A 22,176-nucleotide genomic window follows, 5' to 3' on the forward strand; every position below is an offset into this window, starting at 1 on the left:
TATACAGTACACTCTGAAGATTTACAACAGGGGGCAGGCTATTTATTTTTTCATCGTCCAGCGCACGGTTTCCCCGGCAAGGAACGGCACCAGCGCGTCGCCTGGCAGGGCGATACTCTCGACCACCTGGCTCTCTTCGCGCACCAGCTCCACGTAGCCCTCATTGACCGGCAGGCCATAGAAGCGGGGGCCGTTAAGCGAACAGAAGGCTTCAAAGTGTTGCAGGGCGTTCATCTCCTCAAATACCGTGGCGTAGCTGCCCAGCGCGGTCGGCGCGTTAAAACAGCCTGCGCATCCGCAGCTGGCTTCCTTACGATGGCGGGCATGGGGAGCGGAATCCGTGCCGAGGAAAGCGCGGTCAAAACCGCTGGCAACCAGTTCGCGCAGCGCCTGCTGGTGAATATTGCGTTTCAGGATCGGCAGGCAATAAAGGTGGGGACGCACGCCGCCAACCAGCATATGGTTGCGATTGAACATCAGGTGCTGCGGAGTGATGGTGGCCGCCAGCAGCTCGTTACCGTCGCGTACGTATTCAGCGGCATCTTTGGTCGTGATGTGTTCGAAGACCACCTTCAGGCCTGGCAGGCGCTGACGCAGCGGCTCCATGACCGTTTCAATAAAGCGCGCTTCCCGGTCAAAAATATCGATATCAGCATGGGTGACCTCACCGTGAACCAGCAGAGGCATCCCCAGCTTTTCCATGCGTTCCAGCACCGGCATAATGGCATCCGTACTGGTGACGCCGTGGCTGGAGTTGGTTGTAGCGTTGGCCGGATAGAGCTTGGCGGCAGTGAATACGCCTTCGTTAAATCCGCGCTCCAGCTCAGCCGGGTCGAGCGTATCCGTCAGATAGCAGGTCATCAGCGGCGTAAAATCATGGCCCGCAGGGATCGCATCAACGATACGCTGGCGATAGTCGAGGGCAGCTTCGACGGTAGTGACAGGCGGTACCAGGTTTGGCATCACGATTGCCCGGCCATAAAATTCACTGGTATAAGGCACGACGATTTTTAACATATCGTCATCGCGCAGATGGATATGCCAGTCATCAGGGCGGCGGATTTTCAATACCTGGGATTGTGCTGTCATGGAAGGCTCCGGCTAATAGGTTCAGTCATCAGGGCTGTTTTTGCCGGGCACTAAGGATAAGCGTAAACGTTTTCCTTTGCATCAACTTCCGTAAAAAATCGGGCGCTTCAGCGCCCGAGCCATCAGTTGGTGAACGGGATAATAATCTCGCCGGGCTTCACTTCAATCCCTTTAGCATACTTTTTCGCCAGCGCTTCACCGGTGCTGGCATCCTCGCGCAGGACGTAGGCAGGCTGCTGATTGAAGTAGCTACGCAGGGACTGATTCAGGTAAGGGATCAGCGTCTGTACGACAGACTGGAGCTTTTCCGGCTGAACTTTAGCATCGACGACTTCCATCTCCTGCAGGAAAATGGCCCCCTTTTCTTTATTGAAAGCCGGCAGCGCTTTGAGCTTCAGATCGATGGTCGCTTTCTGGTTCCCGAAAAGTGAATTCAGATCTAAATTGGCCACGCCGCTTAACGTGACTTTGTTTGGTTCTTCACGGCCAATAGCGCTGGTAAGATTTTGCAGTTCAATATGGGCATCCGCTACGCCTGGCAGGCCAATATCCTTAGCGAAGTGGTTACGTTTCTGCAGCGCCTGATTGATTTCCTGCTCGCTCACGGAATATTGCGTGAGCTGATTACAGGCGCTAAGCAGGCCGCTAACGATAAGCGCGGCCGCGATAAACATCTTTTTCATTGGATTCCTTAATGTCATGCCATGGGTTCATCCTGACACAAAGCAGCATGGCCCGCCAGCGCAGGAGGTGCTAGCGGAAAAGACTGAAAAAGAGGCGTTCGGCAGCGAAGGGCTAAACCATCCGCTGCCTTGAGGCTAAATAGCCATTGAGGAAAGCAGGTTGATCTGCGTCTGTTTGGCCATGTTGTCACGATAGGCGGCCACCCGACTCGGCCAGTTCACGCCGGCAACCAGCGTCAGATTCCTCAGCAGAGGAAAGAGCTGAATATCATCTTCAGAGAGTTCTCCGTTGACGGCGTTCGGCTGGACAATCAGTTTATCCAGCGCCCGCAGATCGTCGCTGATGTTCTTCACCAGACCGGAGGAATGGGCGAGATGGTCGGCAAAGCTGCCGATAGCCGCCTCTTTCTTTTTCACAAAATAGGCGCGCGCCTCTGGCGTGGCGAATTCATCAAACGCGGATTTGGCAAAGCGGGGGATCAGCAGGCGGTTCGCGTAGCCGTTGACCTTCCGCAGCCAGGTTTCCACCGCCGGATTACGCGGGCCGGTAAGCAGCGGTTTGCCGTCCAGCTTATCGACATAGTGCACGATATCCATGCTTTCCGGCATATAGCGGCTATCGTCTTTTTGCAGGATTGGCGCCATTTTCTGGCCGATCATTCGGGTGGGGGTTAATTCATCATCGTTCAGGAGCACAATCAGTTCGACGGGGATATTTTTCAGGCCGAAAATCATGCGGGCTTTAAGGCAGAACGGGCAGTGATCGTAGATATATAACTTCACGTTTCTCCTCCATTGTTGCTGAACATCCTCAATTCAGTATGGAGGAGAAACGAAGGCCCGGCAAATCAGGTTCGCGGCTCCAGCATTCCGGAGGCCGAACGTTTTGGACTGAACTGCCACCACAGCGCAATAAACGTCGCGAGGCCGATAATGCCCAGCATCAGCCACGGCAGTTCAGGCTGACCGACGGCCTTACCGGCATCGAACAGCCAGCCGCCGCCTGCGTAGCCGAAAGCGCCGCCGAAGGCCAGGCCTAACCGGCTAAAGCCCATATAGCTGCCGCGCGCTCTGGCATCCGCCAGCGACGCCCCCAGCGTTTCACGCGCGGGTTCAGCGATGATTGACCCCATATAAAATACGCAGATCAGCGTAAACAGCTGCTGCAAATTGCTGCTCAGGCCAATTGGCATCATCGCGAGCGTCATGATCAGCAGGCCGGCCATCAGGCGCTGCTCCAGGCGAAAACGCTTTTCGCTCCAGCGGGCAATCGGATACAGCAGCGTTAGCGAAATGGTCGCTTCAATGGCGTACATCCATTTGACCGCCGCCGGAGAACCCGCAATATCATTAACCATAATCGGCAGCATCAGCATCACCTGCACCGCCAGCATGTAATACCCGGTCAGCGTCAGCACATAGGTGACAAAGCGTTTGTCGCGCAGCACGCGCCCCAGTCCTTCACGAACCGGCGTTTTGACCGTCGACAGCTTCCATGCGGGAAGATACCAGGCGTTGAATGCCGCACAGGCGATAAACAGCGCCGCCCCGGCGCTGCACACCAGGCGAAAATCATATTGCAGCAGCCAGCTGCCCAGCAGCGCGCCGATCACCGCTCCTGCGCTGTCCTGCATCATCAGGATAGAGAAGAAACGTCCGCGCTGGTGCGGGCGTACCAGCTTGACCACCAGCGCCGCCCGCGGGGGATCGAACAGCGTGCCGCCGAGGCCTGAAAGAATACAGGAGAGCCACAGCACCCAGGGTTCATGAGCGACGGCCATCGCCGCGAAGCCGGCCGCGCGCATCAGCATACCGGTAACGATCATCGGCTTGGCGCCAAAACGGTCGGCAATGGCGCCGCCAAATATTCCTAAGCCTTGCTGCACCAGCTGACGCAGGCCGAGCGCAATCCCGACCATCAGCGCAGCCCATCCCATCTGGTCGACAAAGCGAATGGAGATAAGCGGGAACACAACGAAAAAGCCGAGTACGACCAGCATGTTATCGACTAACAGGAAATATTTACCCAGGCTCCTTGCCTGCGATACGCGGGACATTTCCCCTCCAGGGAAAAATAAGAATAAGCTCTGACATTTTGCGGGGTTAATGGCTATTTTCCCAGCGCGCTCGCGACAATATTTTTTTATCAAAATGCAAGAACGATAGAGGCTATTCATCGAAAAGCAGAGATGGTGCAGAAAATGGTATGTTGCTGTTTTCACACCGCCGTGCAGGACAGGTATAGTAAAGTCAGCAAGTATTGCGTCAGGGGAACAGGAGAGGGGAATGTTTGGCTATCGCAGTAACGTACCGAAGGTGCGTTTGACGACGGACCGGCTGGTGGTTCGGCTGGTGCACGATCGTGACGCCTGGCGTCTGGCCGATTATTACGCGGAAAATAAAGGGTTCTTAAAACCCTGGGAACCGGTGCGCGATGACAGCCACTGTTATCCTTCCGGCTGGCAGGCGCGTTTATCGATGATTTCTGAGTTTCATAAGCAGGGCTCGGCGTTCTATTTTGCTCTGCTTGACCCGGAAGAAAAAGAGATCATCGGCGTGGCGAATTTTTCGAACGTGGTGCGCGGATCGTTTCATGCCTGCTATCTCGGCTACTCCATCGGGGAGAAATGGCAAGGGCAGGGGCTGATGTATGAAGCGCTGACGTCGGCCATTCGCTATATGCAGCGCACGCAACATATCCATCGCATAATGGCAAACTATATGCCGCATAATCAGCGCAGCGGCGATTTGCTGGCGCGTCTGGGCTTTGAAAAAGAGGGTTACGCCAAAGATTACCTGCTCATTGATGGGCAGTGGCGCGATCACGTACTGACGGCGTTGACGACACCGGACTGGACCCCGGGTCGCTAAGGAGACATCATGAAATATCAGTTAACCGCGCATGAGGCGCGGGTCATTGGCTGCCTGCTGGAAAAGCAGGTCACCACGCCGGAGCAGTACCCCCTGTCGGTCAACGCGGTGGTCACCGCCTGTAACCAGAAAACAAACCGTGAACCGGTAATGTCGCTCAGCGAAAGTGAAGTTCAGGATCTGCTCGATACGCTAGTCAAGCGCCATTATTTGCGTACGGTCAGCGGTTTCGGCAATCGGGTGACCAAGTATGAACAACGCTTCTGCAACTCTGAATTCGGCGATCTGAAATTCACGCCGGCGGAAGTCGCTATCGTGACCACACTGCTGCTGCGCGGGGCGCAGACGCCTGGCGAACTCCGCGGTCGCGCGCAGCGAATGCATGAATTCAGCGATATGGCCGAGGTTGAAAGCGTCCTCGAAAACCTGGCTTCGCGAGAAGATGGCCCCTACGTTGCGCGTCTGCCGCGGGAGCCTGGCAAGCGTGAAAGCCGCTATATGCATCTGTTCTGCGATGATATGGATTCACTGATTACCGTCGTGGAGGCCGTGTCGCCGCCCGGCGACGATCTTCAGATGCGCGTTGAGGCGCTGGAGGCGGAAGTTGCCGAGCTGAAAGCGCGTCTCGATTCACTGCTGGCTCACCTGGGAGATTAAGCATGTCGGCGAAACTACGTATAGGAGTGGTTGGCCTGGGCGGTATCGCGCAAAAGGCGTGGTTACCGGTGCTGGGGGCCGCCGATGACTGGACGCTACAGGCGGCGTGGTCGCCCGGGAAAGAGAAAGCGCTGCGTATCTGTGAAACCTGGCGTATTCCCTATGCGGATTCTCTGGAACAGCTGGCGGCGCAGTGTGATGCCGTATTCGTGCATACTTCAACGGCTTCACATTATGAAGTGGTTTCCCGCCTGCTCAATGCCGGAGTGCATGTCTGCGTTGATAAACCGCTGGCGGATAAACTCAGCGATGCGGAGGCGCTGGTTGAGCTGGCCGCTCGCCGTCATCTCACGCTAATGGTCGGGTTTAACCGCCGTTTTGCCCCCCTCTATCGCGAGCTGAAGGCCCAGCTCGGGAGCGCTGCGTCGCTGCGGATGGATAAGCACCGTAGCGACAGCGTGGGCCACGATCTGCGCTTCACGCTGTTGGATGACTATCTGCACGTCGTCGATACCGCGCTATGGCTGGCGGGCGATAAAGCGCGTTTAAACGGCGGTACGCTGCACACCACCGCTCAAGGGGAGATGCTGTATGCCGAACACCATTTCAGTTGCGGAATGATGCAGATAACCACCAGTATGCACCGCCGCGCCGGAAGCCAGCGGGAGTGGGTACAGGCGGTGACCGACGGCGGATTATATGAAGTCCGGGATATGCGGGAGTGGCAGGAGGAGCGGGGACGCGGCGTGATCCAGCGCCCGATCCCTGGCTGGCAGACCACCCTTGAGCAGCGTGGATTTACCGGCTGCGCGCGGCATTTTATCGAATGCGTGCAAAATCAGACGGTTCCTGAAACGTCCGGCGAGCAGGCGCTGCTTGCTCAGCGCGTTATAGAGAAACTGTGGCGCGAAGCGATGAGCGAATAATCCGTTGTAACAACTGACAGTAGTAATTCATTATGAACCCGGTAGACTATCGCCACTTTCCAGCGCCCGCATTTGCGGGCGTTTTACTCCAGGGTTGTGGAATAACACGTTAATGAATCTTTTAAAATCACTGGCGGCCGTCAGTTCGATGACCATGTTTTCGCGCGTGCTGGGCTTTGCGCGCGATGCGATTGTGGCGCGTATTTTTGGCGCGGGGATGGCCACCGACGCCTTCTTCGTTGCTTTTAAACTCCCGAACCTTTTACGGCGTATTTTTGCTGAAGGCGCTTTCTCACAGGCTTTTGTGCCGATTCTGGCGGAGTATAAAAGCAAGCAGGGTGAAGATGCGACCCGGGTTTTCGTCGCCTATGTTTCGGGGCTGCTGACGCTGGTGCTGGCGCTGGTCACCGTCGCCGGTATGCTGGCGGCACCGTGGGTGATTACTATCACCGCGCCGGGATTTGCCAATACGCCCGAAAAGTTCGCCCTGACCACGCAGCTTTTGCGCATCACTTTTCCCTATATTCTGTTGATCTCCCTGGCTTCACTCGTGGGCGCCATCCTGAATACCTGGAACCGCTTTTCGGTGCCTGCTTTTGCCCCGACCTTCCTGAACGTCAGCATGATTGGTTTTGCGCTGTTTGCCGCGCCCTATTTTAATCCGCCGATGCTGGCAATGGCGTGGGCGGTAACGGTTGGCGGTATTTTGCAGCTCGCCTGGCAGCTGCCGCATCTGAAAAAAATCGGCATGCTGGTGCTGCCGCGGGTCAACCTTAAAGATGCTGGCGCAGTGCGGGTGGTAAAACAGATGGGCCCGGCGATTCTCGGCGTCTCCGTCAGCCAAATCTCGCTGATCATTAACACGATTTTTGCCTCATTCCTCGTTTCCGGCTCCGTATCGTGGATGTACTACGCCGATCGTCTGATGGAGTTTCCGTCCGGCGTACTGGGCGTGGCGCTGGGGACCATTTTGCTGCCTTCGCTGTCTAAAAGCTTCGCCAGCGGCAATCACGATGAATATTGCCGTTTGATGGACTGGGGATTACGCCTGTGCTTCCTGCTCGCGCTACCGAGCGCGGTGGCGTTAGGGATCCTGGCCAAGCCGCTGACGGTCGCGTTATTCCAGTACGGGAAATTTACCGCTTTTGATGCCGCGATGACCCAGCGCGCGCTGGTGGCATATTCTGTCGGGCTGATGGGGCTCATCATCGTGAAGGTGCTGGCTCCCGGATTCTATTCGCGGCAGGACATTAAAACGCCGGTGAAAATTGCCATCGTCACGCTGATCATGACGCAGGTGATGAACCTCGCCTTTATTGGCCCCCTGAAGCACGCTGGTCTGTCGTTGTCGATTGGTCTGGCGGCCTGCCTGAACGCCGCGCTGCTCTACTGGCAGCTGCGGAAACAGAAAATTTTTACGCCTCAGCCGGGCTGGTTCCTGTTCCTGCTGCGCCTGGTCATCGCGGTGATTATTATGTCAGCGGCGCTGCTGGGCGTGATGTACCTGATGCCGGAGTGGTCGCAGGGGACGATGCCGTTCCGCCTGCTGCGCTTGATGGTTGTCGTGGTGGCCGGCGTTGTCGCCTATTTCGCGACGCTGCTGCTGCTGGGCTTTCGCGTGAAAGAGTTTGCTCGCCGCACGGTTTGAGTTGTTCTGATGAAAGAAAAGCCGCTCTGCAGGAATTGCACAGCGGCTTTTTTTACCTGACGGTTCGCTCTTTATCTGGCGGTTCGCTGCGCCGATACGACCCTGGCGCTTTCCAGCAGGCGGATCCCAAGGGCAATCGCACCGGTTACGACGGCGAGGGTCACCACGCCGCTCCAGCCTGCGAGCACATACAGTTTGCTTCCCAGTACTGAACCCAGCGACATCCCAATAAACACGCCGGTGAACAGCAGCGCGTTGAGGCGTCCGCGCGCCTGCGGCTCCAGGCCATACACCAGGTTCTGGTGCGCTACGAGGCTGGATTGCAGCCCCAGGTCAAAACCGACGGCCGAGATGGCAATCAGGATTAGCTGACCATGTGGCGGTAGCGCAGGCAGCAAAAACATCAGGGCAAACGAAACCGTCACCAGCGCCGCGCCCATTTGCGTGACTTTTTCTGCGCCGAACTTGTCGGCCAGGCCGCCGGCCAGCGGGGCGGCAAGCGCCCCGGCAGCCCCTGCAATACCGAAGCCACCGGCTACCGCGCTGCCCATCTGATAGTGCGCCAACAGCATGACCGCAAGCGTAGACCAGAAGGCACTAAAGGCGATAGAGAGGAATCCCTGGGCGAATGCGGCGCGACGCAGTGCCGGATAGCGTTTCCACAGATGCGCCATCGATTTCATCAGCTGCGGGTAGCTGAGGGTTGAGTGAATTTCGAAGCGCGGCAGCACGCGCCACATCACCACGCCAATCATCGCAATGCTGACCGCAGCCGCCTGATACATTACCCGCCAGCCGAATAGCGCCCCCACCAGACCACTAACGGTTCGCGACAGCAGGATCCCCAGCAGCAGGCCGGTCATCACCGTACCCACCATTTTCCCCTGCTTGCCCGCGGGAGCCAGAATCGCGGCTGCCGGTACGATATCCTGCGCCATGGTCGCGGCCATACCGATAAGCAGGCTGACAATCAGCAGGGAGCTTAGCTGACCGGTAAGGCTGCAGAGCAGCAACAGGACGGCCAGCGCGGCGCTTTTCATCAGGATCAGCTTTCTGCGGTCGTGGCGGTCGCCAAGCGGGAGAAGGAAAAGTATGCCCAGCGCGTAGCCGGCCTGGGTCAGGGTCGGAACCAGACCCATACCCTCAACGCTCAAATGGAGGTTAGCCCCCATCAGCGGCAGCAGCGGTTGCGCGTAATAGATTGAGGCGACGCTGAAGCCCGCGCCCAGCGCAAGGATGAAAATGACCCACCCGGCGGCGCGGGAGGTGAGTGGAGTTGGTGTCATGGTGGATTCCTCTTAGAAGCGATGGCGCTATTTTTCCCGTAATCCGGCTGGCGCGGTAGATAGCCCGGTGGTAAAACGGTTATACGCTAAACGTATAGGCAAAATATAAATGAAGAAGCAAGAGCGTATAGATCGTATCGAACTGATGCGTACGTTCATTCGTATCGTGGAGGCCGGCTCTCTCTCCGCCGCCGCGGTACAGATGAATACGACCCAGGCGACGGTAAGTCGACGGCTTCAGTCTCTGGAGGGGCTGCTTGGCGCAAAGCTGATTCTGCGCACGACCCACGCGATGAAGCTGACCGATGACGGTGAGCGCTGTTATCAGCATGCCCGCCAGGTCGTCGATGCCTGGCTGGCGCTGGAGGACGACCTGCGGATCACCGATGACCGGCCGGTGGGGATTTTAAGGGTGCGGGCCCCGCATGCGTTTGGTCAGCAACAGCTGCTGGGGCCGCTGGTGGATTTTTTGCAGCGCTATCCCCAGCTGGCGGTTGAATGGATGCTGAACGATAAGACGGTCGATTTTCTGAGCGATGGTATCGACTGCGCGATTCGCGTGGGGGCTGAGGTGGATCCGGCTACGGTATCGGTACTGCTGGCCGAGGTTCCCCGCAGCGTGGTGGCATCCCCATCGCTGCTGGCGAACTTGCCGCCGTTAAGCGCGCCGCAGGAGATGTCGTTGCTGCCGTGGATAGCCATCAGCACGTTCTATCAGCATGAGGTGAGGCTGCAGTCGCAGGTGGATGAGCAGCTTATTACCTTTGCCATCGCGCCGTGTCTGAGTACCGATAGCGTGCATGTGGCGCGTAATACCGCGCTGGCGGGGCTGGGCGCGGCGATTGTGTCGAGCTGGGCGGTAGCGGACGATATTGCCGCCGGGCGGCTGGTGGAGCTGTTCCCGCAGTGGCGAGCCTCACCGCTGCCGGTACACCTGGTGTATCCCTGGGCGCGCTACTATCCGACGCGGTTGCGTAAGTTTCTCGATCTGATGCGTGAGGTCATGCCGCAGATTGCGGGGATGCAGCGTCCGGAAGGGGAATAAAAAAAGACCGGCGCGGGGGCCGGTCTTGTCGAGGTGACGTTACTCTACGGGCTGCGGACGGGTAGGTCCGGCAGCGGCTTTGTGCGTGGCGCTATGACCGCCAGCAGAACCTTTACCGTCAAAATCAAAGTTCGGGCGAACCCACTCGCTTTGACGAGGCGCTTCAGGTACGTAGTCTGGCGCTGGGGCGCGGGTCATCGGCGCCGTGGCGTGACGATTGGCGACCTTAACGACCGGCGCAGCCGTGACAACAGGTTGAGTCGCAACGACCGGCTCCGCCTCTGGTGCAGGTTCAACCACCGGTTCGGAAACAACAGGCGCTTCCTCAACAACCACCGCCGTCTCTTCAACCGCAACAGGTTCAGCGACCGCAGCTTCCGGTTCGACAGCTTCTTGCGCAACGACGTCAACGGCTTCTGCGACAACTTCTTCGGCCACGGCTTCATCGGCTTCGGCAATCAGCTGCGGCTGTTCATCAACCGGGGCGGCGATAGCCTCCGGATGCGTGGTTTCTACGACCGGAACTTCAGGTTCGCTAATCACCGCCACAGGCTCGGAAGTGGCCACTGGCTCGACTGCGCTTTCTGCGGCGACAGCCGGGGCAATCACTTCAGAGACAACCGGCTCAGCGGCAGCCACTGGCGCGACGACGGGCTCAGCCGCAGTGGTTGAGAACTCCTGAACCTGCACGTCTTCCTGCTGCTGGTCCTGAGGGCGAACGACCGGGTAGCGGATCCACACTTTACCAGACGCCATTTCCGGCGATGCGCAGGCTACGGTCAGCGGCATCGGGGATTGCGTCGGGTAACGCTCATCACGGTAGCGACGACGGCGCTGGCCGCTGACGCGCAGGTGACGAGGGGAACGACGTGAACGACGCGGCATACCGTTAGATTCGCGGGCTTCACCGTTCTCATCATGTTCCGCAGTGGTTTCAACAACCGCCGGCAGGTCGACTTTCGCCAGTTCAGTGCGCGGCGCTGCGGCTTCCGGCTGGACGACCGGCGCTTCGGCGACCTGAGGCGCGGCTACCGGCTCGACAACCTGTTCAGCGGCAGCAGATTCAATACGCACCTTCTGCGCCAGCTGGCGAGGTTTACGACGCGGCATCGTCTGCACGCGCTCTTCCTGCTCGCTCTCCTGAACAACCGGCTCTTCGCGGGTTTGCGCTTTGGCTTCCTGCTGAACCTGACGTTTATCATCGTTACGACGGCGATTACGTTCGCGGCGCGGCTGCTGCTCGTCGCGCGCTTTGCCTTTTTCGCTATCTTCGACCGTTGTCTGGCGGATTTCGCGCGGCTCAGCGTTCTGCTGCTGCTTCTCACGACGGTTGCGGCGGTTTTCTTCACGAGACTCGCGGCCTTCGCTGTTCTCGGCACGACTATCGCGGTTCTCGCGGCTATCGCGATTATCCCGGTTGTCGCGGCGGTCATTGCGATCGCGGCGGTTGTTGGAACGCGGTTTACGACGCTCCTGCTGACGCTCGGATTTCTCTTCCGCTTTTTTCTCAACCTGAACTTCCGCCGGTTTAGTCTCTTCCTCGCTGGAGAACACTTTTTTCAGCGCGCTGAAGAAGCGGGCAACCAGGCCAGGCTGCGCCGGCGCTGCCGCCTTCGGTGCGGATGCGGCAGGCGCAACGGTAGCCGCGGCTCTGGCCGGCTCTTCCTGGGCCGGAGCCGGAGGCGCGTCAGGCATGACAAAAGCAGCCAGCGCCGGTTGTTCCGGGAGTTTACGCTCGGCCGGCTCTTCATCAGAAGGCATGGCCATCTCTTCTTCGTGCAGTTTCGGCAGCAGATAGCTCAGCGTGGAGGTCTCTTCGCCTTTACGCACGCGCAGAACAGAGTAGTGCGGCGTTTCCATCTGGTCGTTTGGCACGATAATAACGCGCACATCGGCCTGACGGGTTTCAATCGCGCTTACCGCGGCACGTTTTTCGTTCAGCAGGTAAGAGGCAATCGGCACCGGTACGATAGCGTGAACTTCTTTGGTGTTCTCTTTCAGCGCTTCTTCTTCGATCAAACGCAGAATAGAAAGCGACAGCGATTCGTTATCGCGCACGGTACCCGTTCCGCTACAGCGCGGGCAGACGTGATGGCTGGACTCCCCGAGCGACGGGCTCAGGCGCTGACGCGACATCTCCAGCAGTCCAAAGCGGGAAATATGGCTGATCTGGATGCGCGCTCTGTCCTGACGGACGGCTTCGCGCAGGCGGTTTTCTACCGCACGCTGGTGGCGAACCGGGGTCATATCGATGAAGTCGATAACGATCAGGCCGCCAAGGTCGCGCAGACGCAGCTGACGAGCGATTTCATCGGCTGCTTCAAGGTTGGTATTAAACGCCGTTTCTTCGATGTCGCCGCCGCGGGTGGCGCGTGCGGAGTTGATATCGATAGCGGTCAGCGCTTCGGTGCTGTCGATAACGATAGAACCGCCGGAAGGCAGACGCACTTCACGCTGGAAAGCGGACTCAATCTGCGATTCGATTTGATAGTGGCTGAACAGCGGGATTTCCCCGGTGTACAGTTTGATTTTGCTGCTGAAATCCGGACGACCCAGCGCCGCAATGTGCTGGCGAGCCAGCTCAAGCACCTTCGGGTTGTCGATAAGGATTTCGCCGATATCCTGACGCAGATAGTCGCGGAAAGCGCGCACGATGACGTTGCTTTCCTGATGGATCAGGAACGGAGCAGGGCGGCTGTCTGCGGCTTTCTGGATGGCTTCCCAGTGCTTCAGGCGGAAGCTTAAGTCCCACTGCAGCGCTTCGGCGGATTTGCCGACGCCAGCGGTGCGAACGATAAGTCCCATGCCGTCCGGCAGCTCAAGGCTGGCCAGCGCTTCTTTGAGTTCGGTGCGATCGTCACCCTCGATGCGGCGTGAAATACCGCCAGCGCGTGGGTTATTCGGCATCAGCACCAGATAGCTACCCGCCAGGCTGATAAAGGTGGTCAGCGCGGCGCCTTTATTGCCACGCTCTTCTTTATCGATCTGGACAATCACTTCCTGGCCTTCACGCAGCACGTCCTTGATGTTTGGACGACCGTGAGAATTGTAGTTGGCAGGGAAGTATTCGCGGGCAATTTCTTTGAGAGGGAGGAAACCATGACGCTCGGCACCATAATCAACAAATGCGGCTTCGAGGCTAGGTTCAATACGAGTGATTTTGCCTTTGTAGATGTTCGCTTTTTTCTGTTCGTGCCCGGGGCTTTCGATATCCAGGTCGTACAGGCGCTGCCCATCAACAAGGGCGACGCGCAACTCTTCCTGCTGAGTTGCGTTGATTAACATTCTTTTCATCGTAACTTACTCATTATTCTTACATTGACGACTAAGCTACGGGCAGAGTAACGCCTTACCGGGGAAAACCGATGGCCTCGTGTCTGTTTCACGTCGCCAACCTCACGGCTGTCGCGCGCTTAAGAGGCGCAGAGTGTCGGTCGCCTGTATTTCAAACGGAAACACAGCGCACTTATCAGGGGAACTGCCTGGGATGTATCACCAGAGAAGATTCCATTTATACCCATCGTTTTTCATGCAGCAGGCGTGGCGGCTTAACCTGCTCATCTTAATCATTTGATCCAGATGAGCGCCGGGATATCCCAGTGTGAACGCCTTCCTGCGACGTGAAATCCATAGAGCCTGTACCGGTAAGGACTGCAACCCGCAGCCCGCTAACTGTCTGAAAGATCAATACGTCTTACGCCATTGCTGCGTTGATGATCGGTCAGACAAAATTGGTCATTCCGCTAATTTCTTGTTCTAACAAGTTTCAGCACGGAATACTGCATCATTATTCCATTGCTAAGCTCGTTATAGCAAGTTGACTTTCACCTTTTATCACCCGGTTACTCACAGTTTTTTCACCCGCGTATACAGATTGTTCTAATAACAAACAAAACGATGATGAAGCGTACTGTGAAATCCGGATGATGATAAATATAAGCATATAAAAATGAGTGGCGCTAATGCGTCGGGCTATTTAGAATCGCGCACCATGAAAACTGAGATCCCAAGCGTAAAAATGGTTGCCATTGCTGATGATGAAGCCGGGCAACGTATCGACAACTTTTTGCGTACGCAGCTGAAGGGCGTACCGAAGAGCATGATTTATCGCATCTTGCGTAAAGGCGAGGTGCGGGTTAACAAAAAGCGCGTGAAGCCGGAATATAAGCTGGAAGCCGGCGACGAAGTGCGCATCCCGCCGGTTCGCGTCTCTGAGAAAGAAGAAGAGGCGGTCTCTCCACACCTGCAAAAAGTAGCCGCGCTGGCCGATGTGATTTTATATGAAGACGATCATATCCTGGTGCTTAACAAGCCTTCCGGAACGGCGGTACACGGCGGCAGCGGATTGAGCTTTGGCGTAATTGAAGGTCTGCGCGCGCTGCGTCCGGAAGCGCGTTTCCTGGAGCTGGTGCATCGCCTGGATCGCGACACCTCCGGCGTGCTGCTGGTCGCCAAAAAGCGCTCCGCGCTGCGTTCCCTGCACGAGCAGCTGCGCGACAAAGGAATGCAGAAGGATTACCTGGCGCTGGTGCGCGGGCAGTGGCAGTCGCATACTAAAGTGGTGCAGGCGCCGCTGCTGAAAAATATTCTGCAGAGCGGTGAGCGCATTGTGCGGGTTAACCAGGAGGGGAAACCGTCGGAGACGCGCTTTAAAGTTGAAGAGCGTTATACCCATGCGACGCTGGTGCGCTGCAGCCCGGTGACCGGTCGTACGCATCAAATCCGCGTGCATACGCAATACGCCGGCCACCCTATTGCTTTTGACGACCGCTACGGCGACCGTGAATTTGATAAGCAGCTGGCGGGCACCGGCCTTAACCGGCTGTTTCTGCATGCGGCGGCGCTGAAGTTTACCCATCCGGGTAGCGGGGAGATTATGCGCATTGAAGCCCCCTTAGATAATCAGCTTAAGCGCTGCCTGCAGGTCTTGCGTAACGCGAAATGACCGCGCTCAGGCTCAGGGTTTGAGCCACCTGGCAAGCCAGGGGAAAACTTCATCCTGCTGTTGTTGATTAAAAACGTGGCCCAGTTCCGGCCACGTTTTTGTTTCCAGCTTATCCTGCGCGTTTTGCGACGCCCACACTTTATGTACTTTTGCGAAGGCGTCGTTAACGGCTTCCGCCGGGAAGAGCTTATCTTGTCCGCCGCTGTAAATAAGCATCGGTTTTGGCGCGGCAATGCTGGCGATATCGGGAATATCGAGGCGTCCGGATAAGCCAGGGTGAAGCATATAAAACGCCGACTGGCCGCGCAAAACGTTGTTGCCAGGCTGCATCAGGCCGTTCCAGGTTCCAAACCAGGAGATAACCGCAGTCGCGGCGACTTTGTCAGACAGGGCGGCCAGCTGCCAGGCGCGAAAACCGCCCATTGAGAAACCCACGACTCCAATGCGTTGACTATCAACCGTTTTTAAAGTGCTGAGGAAATCGACGGTACGCAGATCTTCATAGGCAACTTCACCTGCCAGCGAGCGCCCCAGGTTAAAGTAGTTGCTGGCGAGGGCCTGCTGCTGCTCGTAGACCATCGGCCCTCGGTCCCCCCAACCCGGGCTATCAATGGCGATGACGACATAGCCGCGCTGCGCCAGTTCATCGCCGATAAACCGACCGCTGAAAAATTTATCCGCCCACGCCTCGGCGCTGGCCAGCCGTGCGGCGTCGTTCCACGGACGGATTAGCTTCTCCTTACCGATATCAAACTTTGAGCCATGGTCGTGCAGCAGAACAATTGCCGGGTGAGGGCCGGGGGAATTTGGCGTCAACATCAGCGCGGCAATCCTGTTATCGTCGGTTACGTTGAAGGCCAGCTTCTCGGCGGTATACGCGCCTCGATTTTCTCTCATCAGCGTTTGCGGCGCGAAGGGGAGTGTCGACGCCGGGGTTAGCAGAGACTGCCGAAGCAGCGTACGGGCCTGCTGTCGCCATTGCTCAAAATCACGGTAGTGGCCAGAGAGCCACGAGTCCGGGTAGGTCATCTGCGCTTTCAGCTGCTGCCAGGAGGCGGGGAGATTGCCCTCTACGATGCCCTGGCGCTGCCAGTCATGGGCATTAACGCCGGCGGCGGCCAGCAGGGTGAGGGTCAAAAGCGTAGCGCGGGTTGGCATAGTGGCTCCATTTAAAAATAAAACAACGTTTCATAATGGATTCTAATGGCGCGGGTAAAATAAACTGTGACAGGCGATGCATTAATTAAGTTGGGGTAAACCTGCTCTGCTCCGTTGGGCAGCGGGTAAAACGCGTTGTAAAGCGGCGGCACGCGGCCTCAGGAAGAGACCGCGTGGGATCGGGAGGCCTTTATCATGTTTACGTGAGCAGGGGATTCAACGCTTCCCGGCGCAGCATCTGGCACAGGGCAATGAGCGGCAAACCGACCAGCGCGTTGGGATCTCGCCCCTCAAGCCGTTCGAATAGCGTGATGCCTAAACCTTCGCTTTTAAAGCTTCCGGCGCACTGCAGCGGGTTTTCCTTGCGGATATAGCTCTCAATTTCCTGGTCGCTTAAACGGCGGAAATGAACGTCGAAAGGTTCGCATTCCGTTTGTAGATGACCGTTGGCGGAATTGTACAGCGCCAGGCCGGTATAGAACGTGACGATGGTGCCGCTGGCCTTTCTCAGCTGGCGATGGGCGTTTTCTTCCGTATGCGGTTTGCCGGTAATTTCACCGTCCAGGACACAAACCTGATCGGAGCCTATAATGAGGTGCTTTGGGTAGCGTGCGGCAAGGGCCTGCGCCTTTGCCTGCGCCAGACGCATCACCAGCTGGCGGGCAGGTTCGCCGGGCAGCGGGGTTTCATCAACGTTCGGCGCAGCGCATTCAAAAGGCACCGACAGTTTTTCCAGCAGCATTCGCCGCCACGGCGAGGTTGACGCGAGGATTAGTTCAGACATATTTTTTCATCCACATATAGCGCTTCGCAGAGCATCATTTTAAACTATGCGCCGCAATGTGTGCGAATAAATGGCAAAAGGCAACCTGAGGCTGCCTTTTTCTTTGACTCTATGACGTTACAAAGTTAATATGCGCGCCCTATGCAAAAGGTAAAATTACCCCTGACTCTCGATCCGGTTCGCACGGCTCAAAAACGCTTAGATTACCAAGGTATCTATACCCGTGATCAGGCTGTGCGTGTCGCTGATTCTGTTGTCAGCGTGGACAGCGATGTGGAATGCAGCATGTCGTTCGCTATCGATAACCAGCGTCTTGCCGTTTTAAGCGGCGATGCGACAGTGTCGGTAACCCTCGAATGTCAGCGTTGCGGGAAACCGTTCCCCCATCATGTTCACACAACGTATTGTTTCAGCCCCGTCAGAAATGACGAACAGGCCGAAGCACTGCCGGAAGCGTATGAGCCGATTGAGGTTAACGAATTCGGTGAAATCGATCTGCTGGCGCTGGTTGAAGATGAAATCATCCTCGCCTTGCCCGTAGTTCCGGTGCATGATTCTGAACACTGTGAAGTGTCCGACGCGGACATGGTCTTTGGTGAACTGCCTGAAGAGGCACAAAAACCAAATCCATTTGCCGTATTAGCCAGCTTAAAGCATAAGTAATTGAGGAGTAAGGTCCATGGCCGTACAACAGAATAAACCAACCCGTTCCAAACGTGGCATGCGTCGTTCCCATGACGCGCTGACCGCAGTCACCAGCCTGTCTGTAGACAAAGCTTCTGGTGAAAAACACCTGCGTCACCACATCACTGCCGACGGTTTCTACCGCGGTCGCAAGGTTATCGCTAAGTAATCACGCATTACTCCATGGATTTCGCGTTGCAAGAAGACGCAAGCGAGAGAAGCACCAGGAGCATAGCTCACTATGTGACTGGTGTGAACGAGCGCAGTCAATGCACTTGCCGCGTGAAAGACGAAGAGTAAAAGCGTGATGAAGCTTAGTGAGGATCTCCCCGGGTAACTGGGGAATAACCGAACCGAGCAGCGACGATACCTTGACTCGTCTAACCCTGGCGTTAGATGTCATGGGCGGGGATTTTGGCCCTTCCGTGACAGTGCCTGCAGCATTGCAGGCACTGAACTCTAATTCACAACTCACACTTCTTTTAGTCGGCGATCCCGACACTATCGCGCCATTACTTGCCAAAGCTGATTTTGAACAACGTTCACGTCTGCAGGTTATCCCTGCGCAGTCAGTTATTGCCAGTGATGCTCGACCCGCGCAAGCGATTCGCGCCAGTCGCGGTAGCTCAATGCGCATTGCGCTTGAGTTAGTGAAAGAAGGGCGGGCGGAGGCCTGCGTCAGTGCGGGTAATACCGGAGCGCTGATGGGGCTGGCGAAGCTGCTGCTTAAGCCCATTGAGGGGATCGAGCGCCCTGCGCTGGTTACTATGTTGCCGCATCAGCTGAAGGGCAAAACGGTGGTGCTGGATTTAGGCGCTAACGTGGATTGCGTTAGCACAATGCTGGTGCAGTTTGCCATCATGGGGGCGGTTCTTGCCGAAGAAGCGATCGGTATTAAGGATCCCCGCGTTGCGCTTCTGAATATCGGCGAAGAAGAGATGAAAGGTCTCAGCAGCATTCGCGACGCGGCGGCGGTTTTGAAGACTCTGCCGACCCTCAACTATATTGGGTATCTGGAAGCCAACGAATTGTTGACGGGCAAGACGGATGTTTTGGTTTGTGATGGATTCACGGGCAACGTCACATTAAAAACGATGGAAGGTGTTGTCAGAATGTTCCTTTCACTGTTGAAATCACAGGGAGAGGGGAAAAAAAGGTCGTGGTGGCTGCTTTTATTAAAGCGTTGGTTACAAAAAAGCCTGTCGAGGCGATTCAGTCACCTCAACCCCGACCAGTATAATGGTGCCTGTCTGTTAGGATTACGCGGTTCCGTGATTAAAAGTCATGGGGCTGCCAATCAGCGCGCTTTTTGCGTCGCGATAGAGCAGGCAGTGCAGGCTGTGCAGCGGCAGGTTCCTCAGCGAATTGCCGCTCGCCTGGAATCTTTATACCCTGCAGGTTTCGAATTGCCTGAAGGCGGCAGAAGCGGAAATTCCCGGCCTCAAACCCGGATGACCGGCAACGACTGACGCCTCGCAGTTTGAGTTAACCCGGTATATTACCCAAGAGTGACTGAGCGTACATGTATACGAAGATTATTGGTACCGGCAGCTATCTGCCTGAGCACGTGCGTACGAACGCTGAACTGGAAAATATGGTCGATACGTCTGACGAGTGGATTGTTACTCGTACCGGTATCCGCGAGCGTCGTATTGCCGCACCGAATGAAACAGTTGCTACGATGGGCCTTGAAGCCGCTAAGAATGCGCTGGACATGGCGGGCGTCAAGCCGGAGCAAATTGGTCTGATTATTGTTGCGACCACCTCCGGTACCCATGCGTTTCCTAGCTCGGCATGCCAGATTCAATCAATGTTGGGTATTAAAGGCTGCCCGGCGTTTGACGTCGCTGCGGCCTGCGCGGGGTTCACCTACGCGCTTAGCGTTGCCGATCAATACGTAAAAAACGGTGCGGTGGATTACGCGCTGGTGATCGGCGCTGACGTGCTGGCGCGCACCTGCGATCCTGCCGATCGCGGAACCATTATTATTTTTGGCGATGGCGCCGGTGCCGTGGTGCTGGGTGCTTCTGAAGAGCCGGGCATCATCTCCACCCATCTGCACGCGGATGGCAGCTACGGCTCGCTGCTGACGCTGCCGAACGCCGATCGCGTCGAACCGGAAAACCCCATCTATCTGACGATGGCGGGTAATGAAGTCTTTAAGGTGGCGGTAACCGAGCTGGCGCACATCGTGGACGAGACTTTAGCTGCGAACAACCTCGAGCGCTCTGCGCTTGACTGGCTGGTGCCGCATCAGGCCAACCTGCGTATTATCAGCGCCACGGCGAAGAAGCTGGGCATGTCGATGGACAACGTGGTCGTCACGCTCGACAGACACGGCAATACGTCGGCGGCATCTGTTCCCTGTGCGCTGGATGAAGCCGTTCGCGATGGCCGCATTCAACGTGGTCAGCTTATTCTGCTGGAAGCCTTCGGTGGTGGTTTCACCTGGGGTTCCGCGCTGGTTCGTTTTTAGGATAAGGATTTAAACATGGCGCAATTTGCTTTTGTGTTCCCGGGACAGGGCTCTCAGAGTGTCGGGATGCTGTCAGATATGGCGGCCGCTTACCCGGTCATTGAAGAGACGTTCCGTGAAGCCTCTGCGGCGTTGGGTTACGATCTGTGGGCGCTTGCACAGCAGGGCCCGGCGGAAGAGTTGAACAAAACCTGGCAGACGCAGCCGGCTCTGCTGACCGCCTCCGTAGCGCTGTATCGCGTCTGGCAGCAGCAGGGCGGTAAAGCGCCCGCTTTGCTGGCGGGCCACAGCCTCGGCGAATACTCTGCGCTGGTATGCGCAGGCGTTATCGATTTTGCTGATGCCGTCCGCCTGGTTGAGATGCGCGGCAGGTTTATGCAGGAAGCGGTACCGGAAGGTACCGGTGCGATGTCCGCGATCATCGGGCTTGACGACGCTGCGATTGCCAAAGCCTGCGAAGAATCTGCTGAAGGGCAGGTGGTTTCTCCGGTAAACTTTAACTCGCCAGGACAGGTCGTTATTGCCGGTAATAAAGAGGCCGTAGAACGCGCAGGGGCGGCCTGTAAGGCTGCAGGCGCTAAACGTGCTCTGCCGCTGCCGGTCAGCGTCCCATCCCACTGCGCGCTGATGAAGCCCGCAGCGGAGAAACTGGCCGTTGAGCTGCAAAAAATAACCTTCAACGCGCCAGCTATTCCAGTCGTGAATAACGTTGACGTGAAAAGTGAAACGACGCCTGAAGCTATTCGCGATGCCCTTGTCCGTCAGCTGTATAGCCCGGTTCAGTGGACCAAAACCGTTGAATTTATGGCATCACAGGGCGTAGAGCATCTGTATGAAGTTGGCCCGGGTAAAGTCCTCACCGGTCTGACTAAACGTATTGTTGACACCCTGACCGCTTCCGCGCTTAACGAGCCGGCAGCTATGTCTGCGGCGCTTGAGCAATAAAAGAGGAAAACCATGAGTTTTGAAGGAAAAATCGCGCTGGTTACCGGTGCAAGTCGCGGGATTGGCCGCGCAATCGCTGAGACGCTCGTTGCCCGTGGGGCAAAAGTTATCGGTACTGCGACCAGCGAAAGCGGCGCGCAGGCGATTAGCGATTATTTAGGTGCTAACGGGAAAGGCATGCTGCTGAATGTGACCGATCCTGCATCTATCGAATCTGTTCTGGGAAATATTCGCGCAGAATTTGGTGAAGTTGATATCCTGGTGAACAATGCCGGGATTACTCGTGATAACCTGTTAATGCGCATGAAAGATGACGAGTGGAACGATATTATCGAAACCAACCTGTCATCTGTTTTCCGTCTGTCAAAAGCGGTAATGCGCGCTATGATGAAAAAGCGTCATGGACGTATTATCACTATCGGTTCTGTGGTTGGTACCATGGGAAATGCGGGTCAGGCCAACTACGCTGCGGCGAAAGCGGGTCTGATTGGCTTCAGTAAATCACTGGCTCGCGAAGTTGCGTCCCGCGGTATTACTGTAAACGTTGTTGCTCCGGGCTTTATTGAAACGGACATGACGCGTGCGCTGACCGATGAGCAGCGTGCGGGTACGCTGGCGGCAGTTCCTGCGGGGCGCCTTGGCTCCCCAAATGAAATCGCCAGCGCGGTGGCATTTTTAGCCTCTGACGAAGCGAGTTACATCACTGGTGAAACTCTGCACGTCAACGGCGGAATGTACATGGTCTGACCGAGATTTGCGCAAAACGTTCAGGAACCGCGCAGTCCGTGCGGTTCTCTGTAATGTTTTGTACAAAATCATTTGCGTTATGAGGGCAAACAGCCGCAAAATAGCGTAAAATCGTGGTAAGACCTGCCGGGATTTAGTTGCAAATTTTTCAACATTTTATACACTACGAAAACCATCGCGAAAGCGAGTTTTGATAGGAAATTTAAGAGTATGAGCACTATCGAAGAACGCG

The 22,176-nt window shown here is 56.6% G+C and carries 20 protein-coding genes; 12 read left to right on the forward strand and 8 right to left on the reverse strand.

What is annotated here, in order from left to right; all coding sequences use genetic code 11:
• Window positions 1–42 precede the first annotated feature (42 nt).
• The 4 genes from pyrC to mdtH all read right to left on the reverse strand — a co-directional run bounded on the left by pyrC (window position 43) and on the right by mdtH (window position 3,829).
• Entirely contained in the window at window positions 43–1,089 is a 1,047-nt protein-coding gene (gene pyrC, locus FQK12_RS12685) for a dihydroorotase (RefSeq protein WP_014228829.1), read from the reverse strand.
• 122 nt (window positions 1,090–1,211) lie between these two features.
• A complete protein-coding gene (locus tag FQK12_RS12690) occupies window positions 1,212–1,772 on the reverse strand; it encodes a lipoprotein (RefSeq protein ID WP_004849873.1) in 561 nt (186 codons plus the stop codon).
• A 135-nt stretch (window positions 1,773–1,907) separates the two neighbouring features.
• Window positions 1,908–2,555, reverse strand: a complete 648-nt coding sequence (grxB, locus tag FQK12_RS12695) for a glutaredoxin 2 (RefSeq protein ID WP_014228830.1) — start codon at window positions 2,553–2,555, stop codon at window positions 1,908–1,910.
• Between the two features lie 65 nt (window positions 2,556–2,620).
• Window positions 2,621–3,829 carry a multidrug efflux MFS transporter MdtH gene (gene mdtH / locus FQK12_RS12700; protein ID WP_004849878.1) on the reverse strand — a complete coding sequence of 403 codons (1,209 nt, stop codon included), beginning with the start codon at window positions 3,827–3,829 and terminating at the stop codon, window positions 2,621–2,623.
• Window positions 3,830–4,058: 229 nt separating this feature from the next.
• Here mdtH and rimJ point away from each other — a divergent pair, with 229 nt between their 5' ends.
• The 4 genes from rimJ to murJ all read left to right on the forward strand — a co-directional run bounded on the left by rimJ (window position 4,059) and on the right by murJ (window position 7,874).
• A complete protein-coding gene (gene rimJ, locus FQK12_RS12705; RefSeq protein WP_004131378.1) occupies window positions 4,059–4,643 on the forward strand; it encodes a ribosomal protein S5-alanine N-acetyltransferase in 585 nt (194 codons plus the stop codon).
• Between the two features lie 9 nt (window positions 4,644–4,652).
• A complete protein-coding gene (locus FQK12_RS12710; protein ID WP_014228831.1) occupies window positions 4,653–5,300 on the forward strand; it encodes a YceH family protein in 648 nt (215 codons plus the stop codon).
• A 2-nt stretch (window positions 5,301–5,302) separates the two neighbouring features.
• Window positions 5,303–6,226, forward strand: coding sequence for a Gfo/Idh/MocA family protein (locus FQK12_RS12715; RefSeq protein WP_014228832.1), 924 nt, complete (start codon window positions 5,303–5,305; stop codon window positions 6,224–6,226).
• Window positions 6,227–6,338: 112 nt separating this feature from the next.
• Window positions 6,339–7,874 (forward strand): murein biosynthesis integral membrane protein MurJ, encoded by a 1,536-nt coding sequence (gene murJ / locus FQK12_RS12720; protein ID WP_014228833.1) that lies wholly within the window; start codon window positions 6,339–6,341, stop codon window positions 7,872–7,874.
• Window positions 7,875–7,945: 71 nt separating this feature from the next.
• Here the strand turns inward: murJ and FQK12_RS12725 are convergent, their stop codons facing one another.
• A complete protein-coding gene (locus FQK12_RS12725) occupies window positions 7,946–9,160 on the reverse strand; it encodes an MFS transporter (RefSeq protein ID WP_014228834.1) in 1,215 nt (404 codons plus the stop codon).
• 109 nt (window positions 9,161–9,269) lie between these two features.
• Here FQK12_RS12725 and FQK12_RS12730 point away from each other — a divergent pair, with 109 nt between their 5' ends.
• On the forward strand, window positions 9,270–10,205 hold the full coding sequence (locus tag FQK12_RS12730) for a LysR family transcriptional regulator (RefSeq protein ID WP_004849886.1): 936 nt from the start codon (window positions 9,270–9,272) through the stop codon (window positions 10,203–10,205).
• 39 nt (window positions 10,206–10,244) lie between these two features.
• Here the strand turns inward: FQK12_RS12730 and rne are convergent, their stop codons facing one another.
• Window positions 10,245–13,499 carry a ribonuclease E gene (gene rne / locus FQK12_RS12735; RefSeq protein WP_014228835.1) on the reverse strand — a complete coding sequence of 1,085 codons (3,255 nt, stop codon included), beginning with the start codon at window positions 13,497–13,499 and terminating at the stop codon, window positions 10,245–10,247.
• 697 nt (window positions 13,500–14,196) lie between these two features.
• Between rne and rluC the strand changes: the two genes are divergently transcribed.
• Window positions 14,197–15,150: a 23S rRNA pseudouridine(955/2504/2580) synthase RluC gene (gene rluC, locus FQK12_RS12740; protein ID WP_014228836.1), complete on the forward strand. Its 954-nt coding sequence runs from the start codon at window positions 14,197–14,199 to the stop codon at window positions 15,148–15,150.
• Between the two features lie 12 nt (window positions 15,151–15,162).
• Here the strand turns inward: rluC and FQK12_RS12745 are convergent, their stop codons facing one another.
• Together FQK12_RS12745 and FQK12_RS12750 are read right to left on the reverse strand one after the other, a co-directional pair.
• Window positions 15,163–16,308 carry a dienelactone hydrolase family protein gene (locus FQK12_RS12745; RefSeq protein WP_014228837.1) on the reverse strand — a complete coding sequence of 382 codons (1,146 nt, stop codon included), beginning with the start codon at window positions 16,306–16,308 and terminating at the stop codon, window positions 15,163–15,165.
• 199 nt (window positions 16,309–16,507) lie between these two features.
• Complete coding sequence (locus tag FQK12_RS12750) at window positions 16,508–17,092, reverse strand: Maf family protein (RefSeq protein WP_014838086.1); 585 nt, start codon at window positions 17,090–17,092, stop codon at window positions 16,508–16,510.
• Window positions 17,093–17,233: 141 nt separating this feature from the next.
• On the opposite strand from FQK12_RS12750, the gene yceD reads away from it, so the two are divergent.
• From yceD to fabG, 6 genes are all read left to right on the forward strand, one after another.
• Window positions 17,234–17,755 carry a 23S rRNA accumulation protein YceD gene (gene yceD / locus FQK12_RS12755; RefSeq protein ID WP_004849895.1) on the forward strand — a complete coding sequence of 174 codons (522 nt, stop codon included), beginning with the start codon at window positions 17,234–17,236 and terminating at the stop codon, window positions 17,753–17,755.
• Between the two features lie 16 nt (window positions 17,756–17,771).
• Window positions 17,772–17,945, forward strand: a complete 174-nt coding sequence (gene rpmF, locus FQK12_RS12760; protein WP_004101077.1) for a 50S ribosomal protein L32 — start codon at window positions 17,772–17,774, stop codon at window positions 17,943–17,945.
• Between the two features lie 202 nt (window positions 17,946–18,147).
• On the forward strand, window positions 18,148–19,245 hold the full coding sequence (plsX, locus tag FQK12_RS12765) for a phosphate acyltransferase PlsX (RefSeq protein WP_071881755.1): 1,098 nt from the start codon (window positions 18,148–18,150) through the stop codon (window positions 19,243–19,245).
• 53 nt (window positions 19,246–19,298) lie between these two features.
• The gene (locus FQK12_RS12770) at window positions 19,299–20,252 is read left to right on the forward strand and encodes a beta-ketoacyl-ACP synthase III (RefSeq protein WP_014228840.1); all 954 of its coding nucleotides are present in this window, start codon (window positions 19,299–19,301) and stop codon (window positions 20,250–20,252) included.
• A 15-nt stretch (window positions 20,253–20,267) separates the two neighbouring features.
• Complete coding sequence (fabD, locus tag FQK12_RS12775; RefSeq protein WP_014228841.1) at window positions 20,268–21,197, forward strand: ACP S-malonyltransferase; 930 nt, start codon at window positions 20,268–20,270, stop codon at window positions 21,195–21,197.
• A gap of 12 nt (window positions 21,198–21,209) precedes the next feature.
• Complete coding sequence (gene fabG, locus FQK12_RS12780; RefSeq protein WP_004101082.1) at window positions 21,210–21,944, forward strand: 3-oxoacyl-ACP reductase FabG; 735 nt, start codon at window positions 21,210–21,212, stop codon at window positions 21,942–21,944.
• The last annotated feature ends 232 nt before the right edge of the window (window positions 21,945–22,176 follow it).

Origin of the sequence: Klebsiella sp. ME-303 (assembly GCF_007910085.1) — a bacterium.
Taxonomy (GTDB): Bacteria; Pseudomonadota; Gammaproteobacteria; order Enterobacterales; family Enterobacteriaceae; genus Klebsiella; species Klebsiella michiganensis.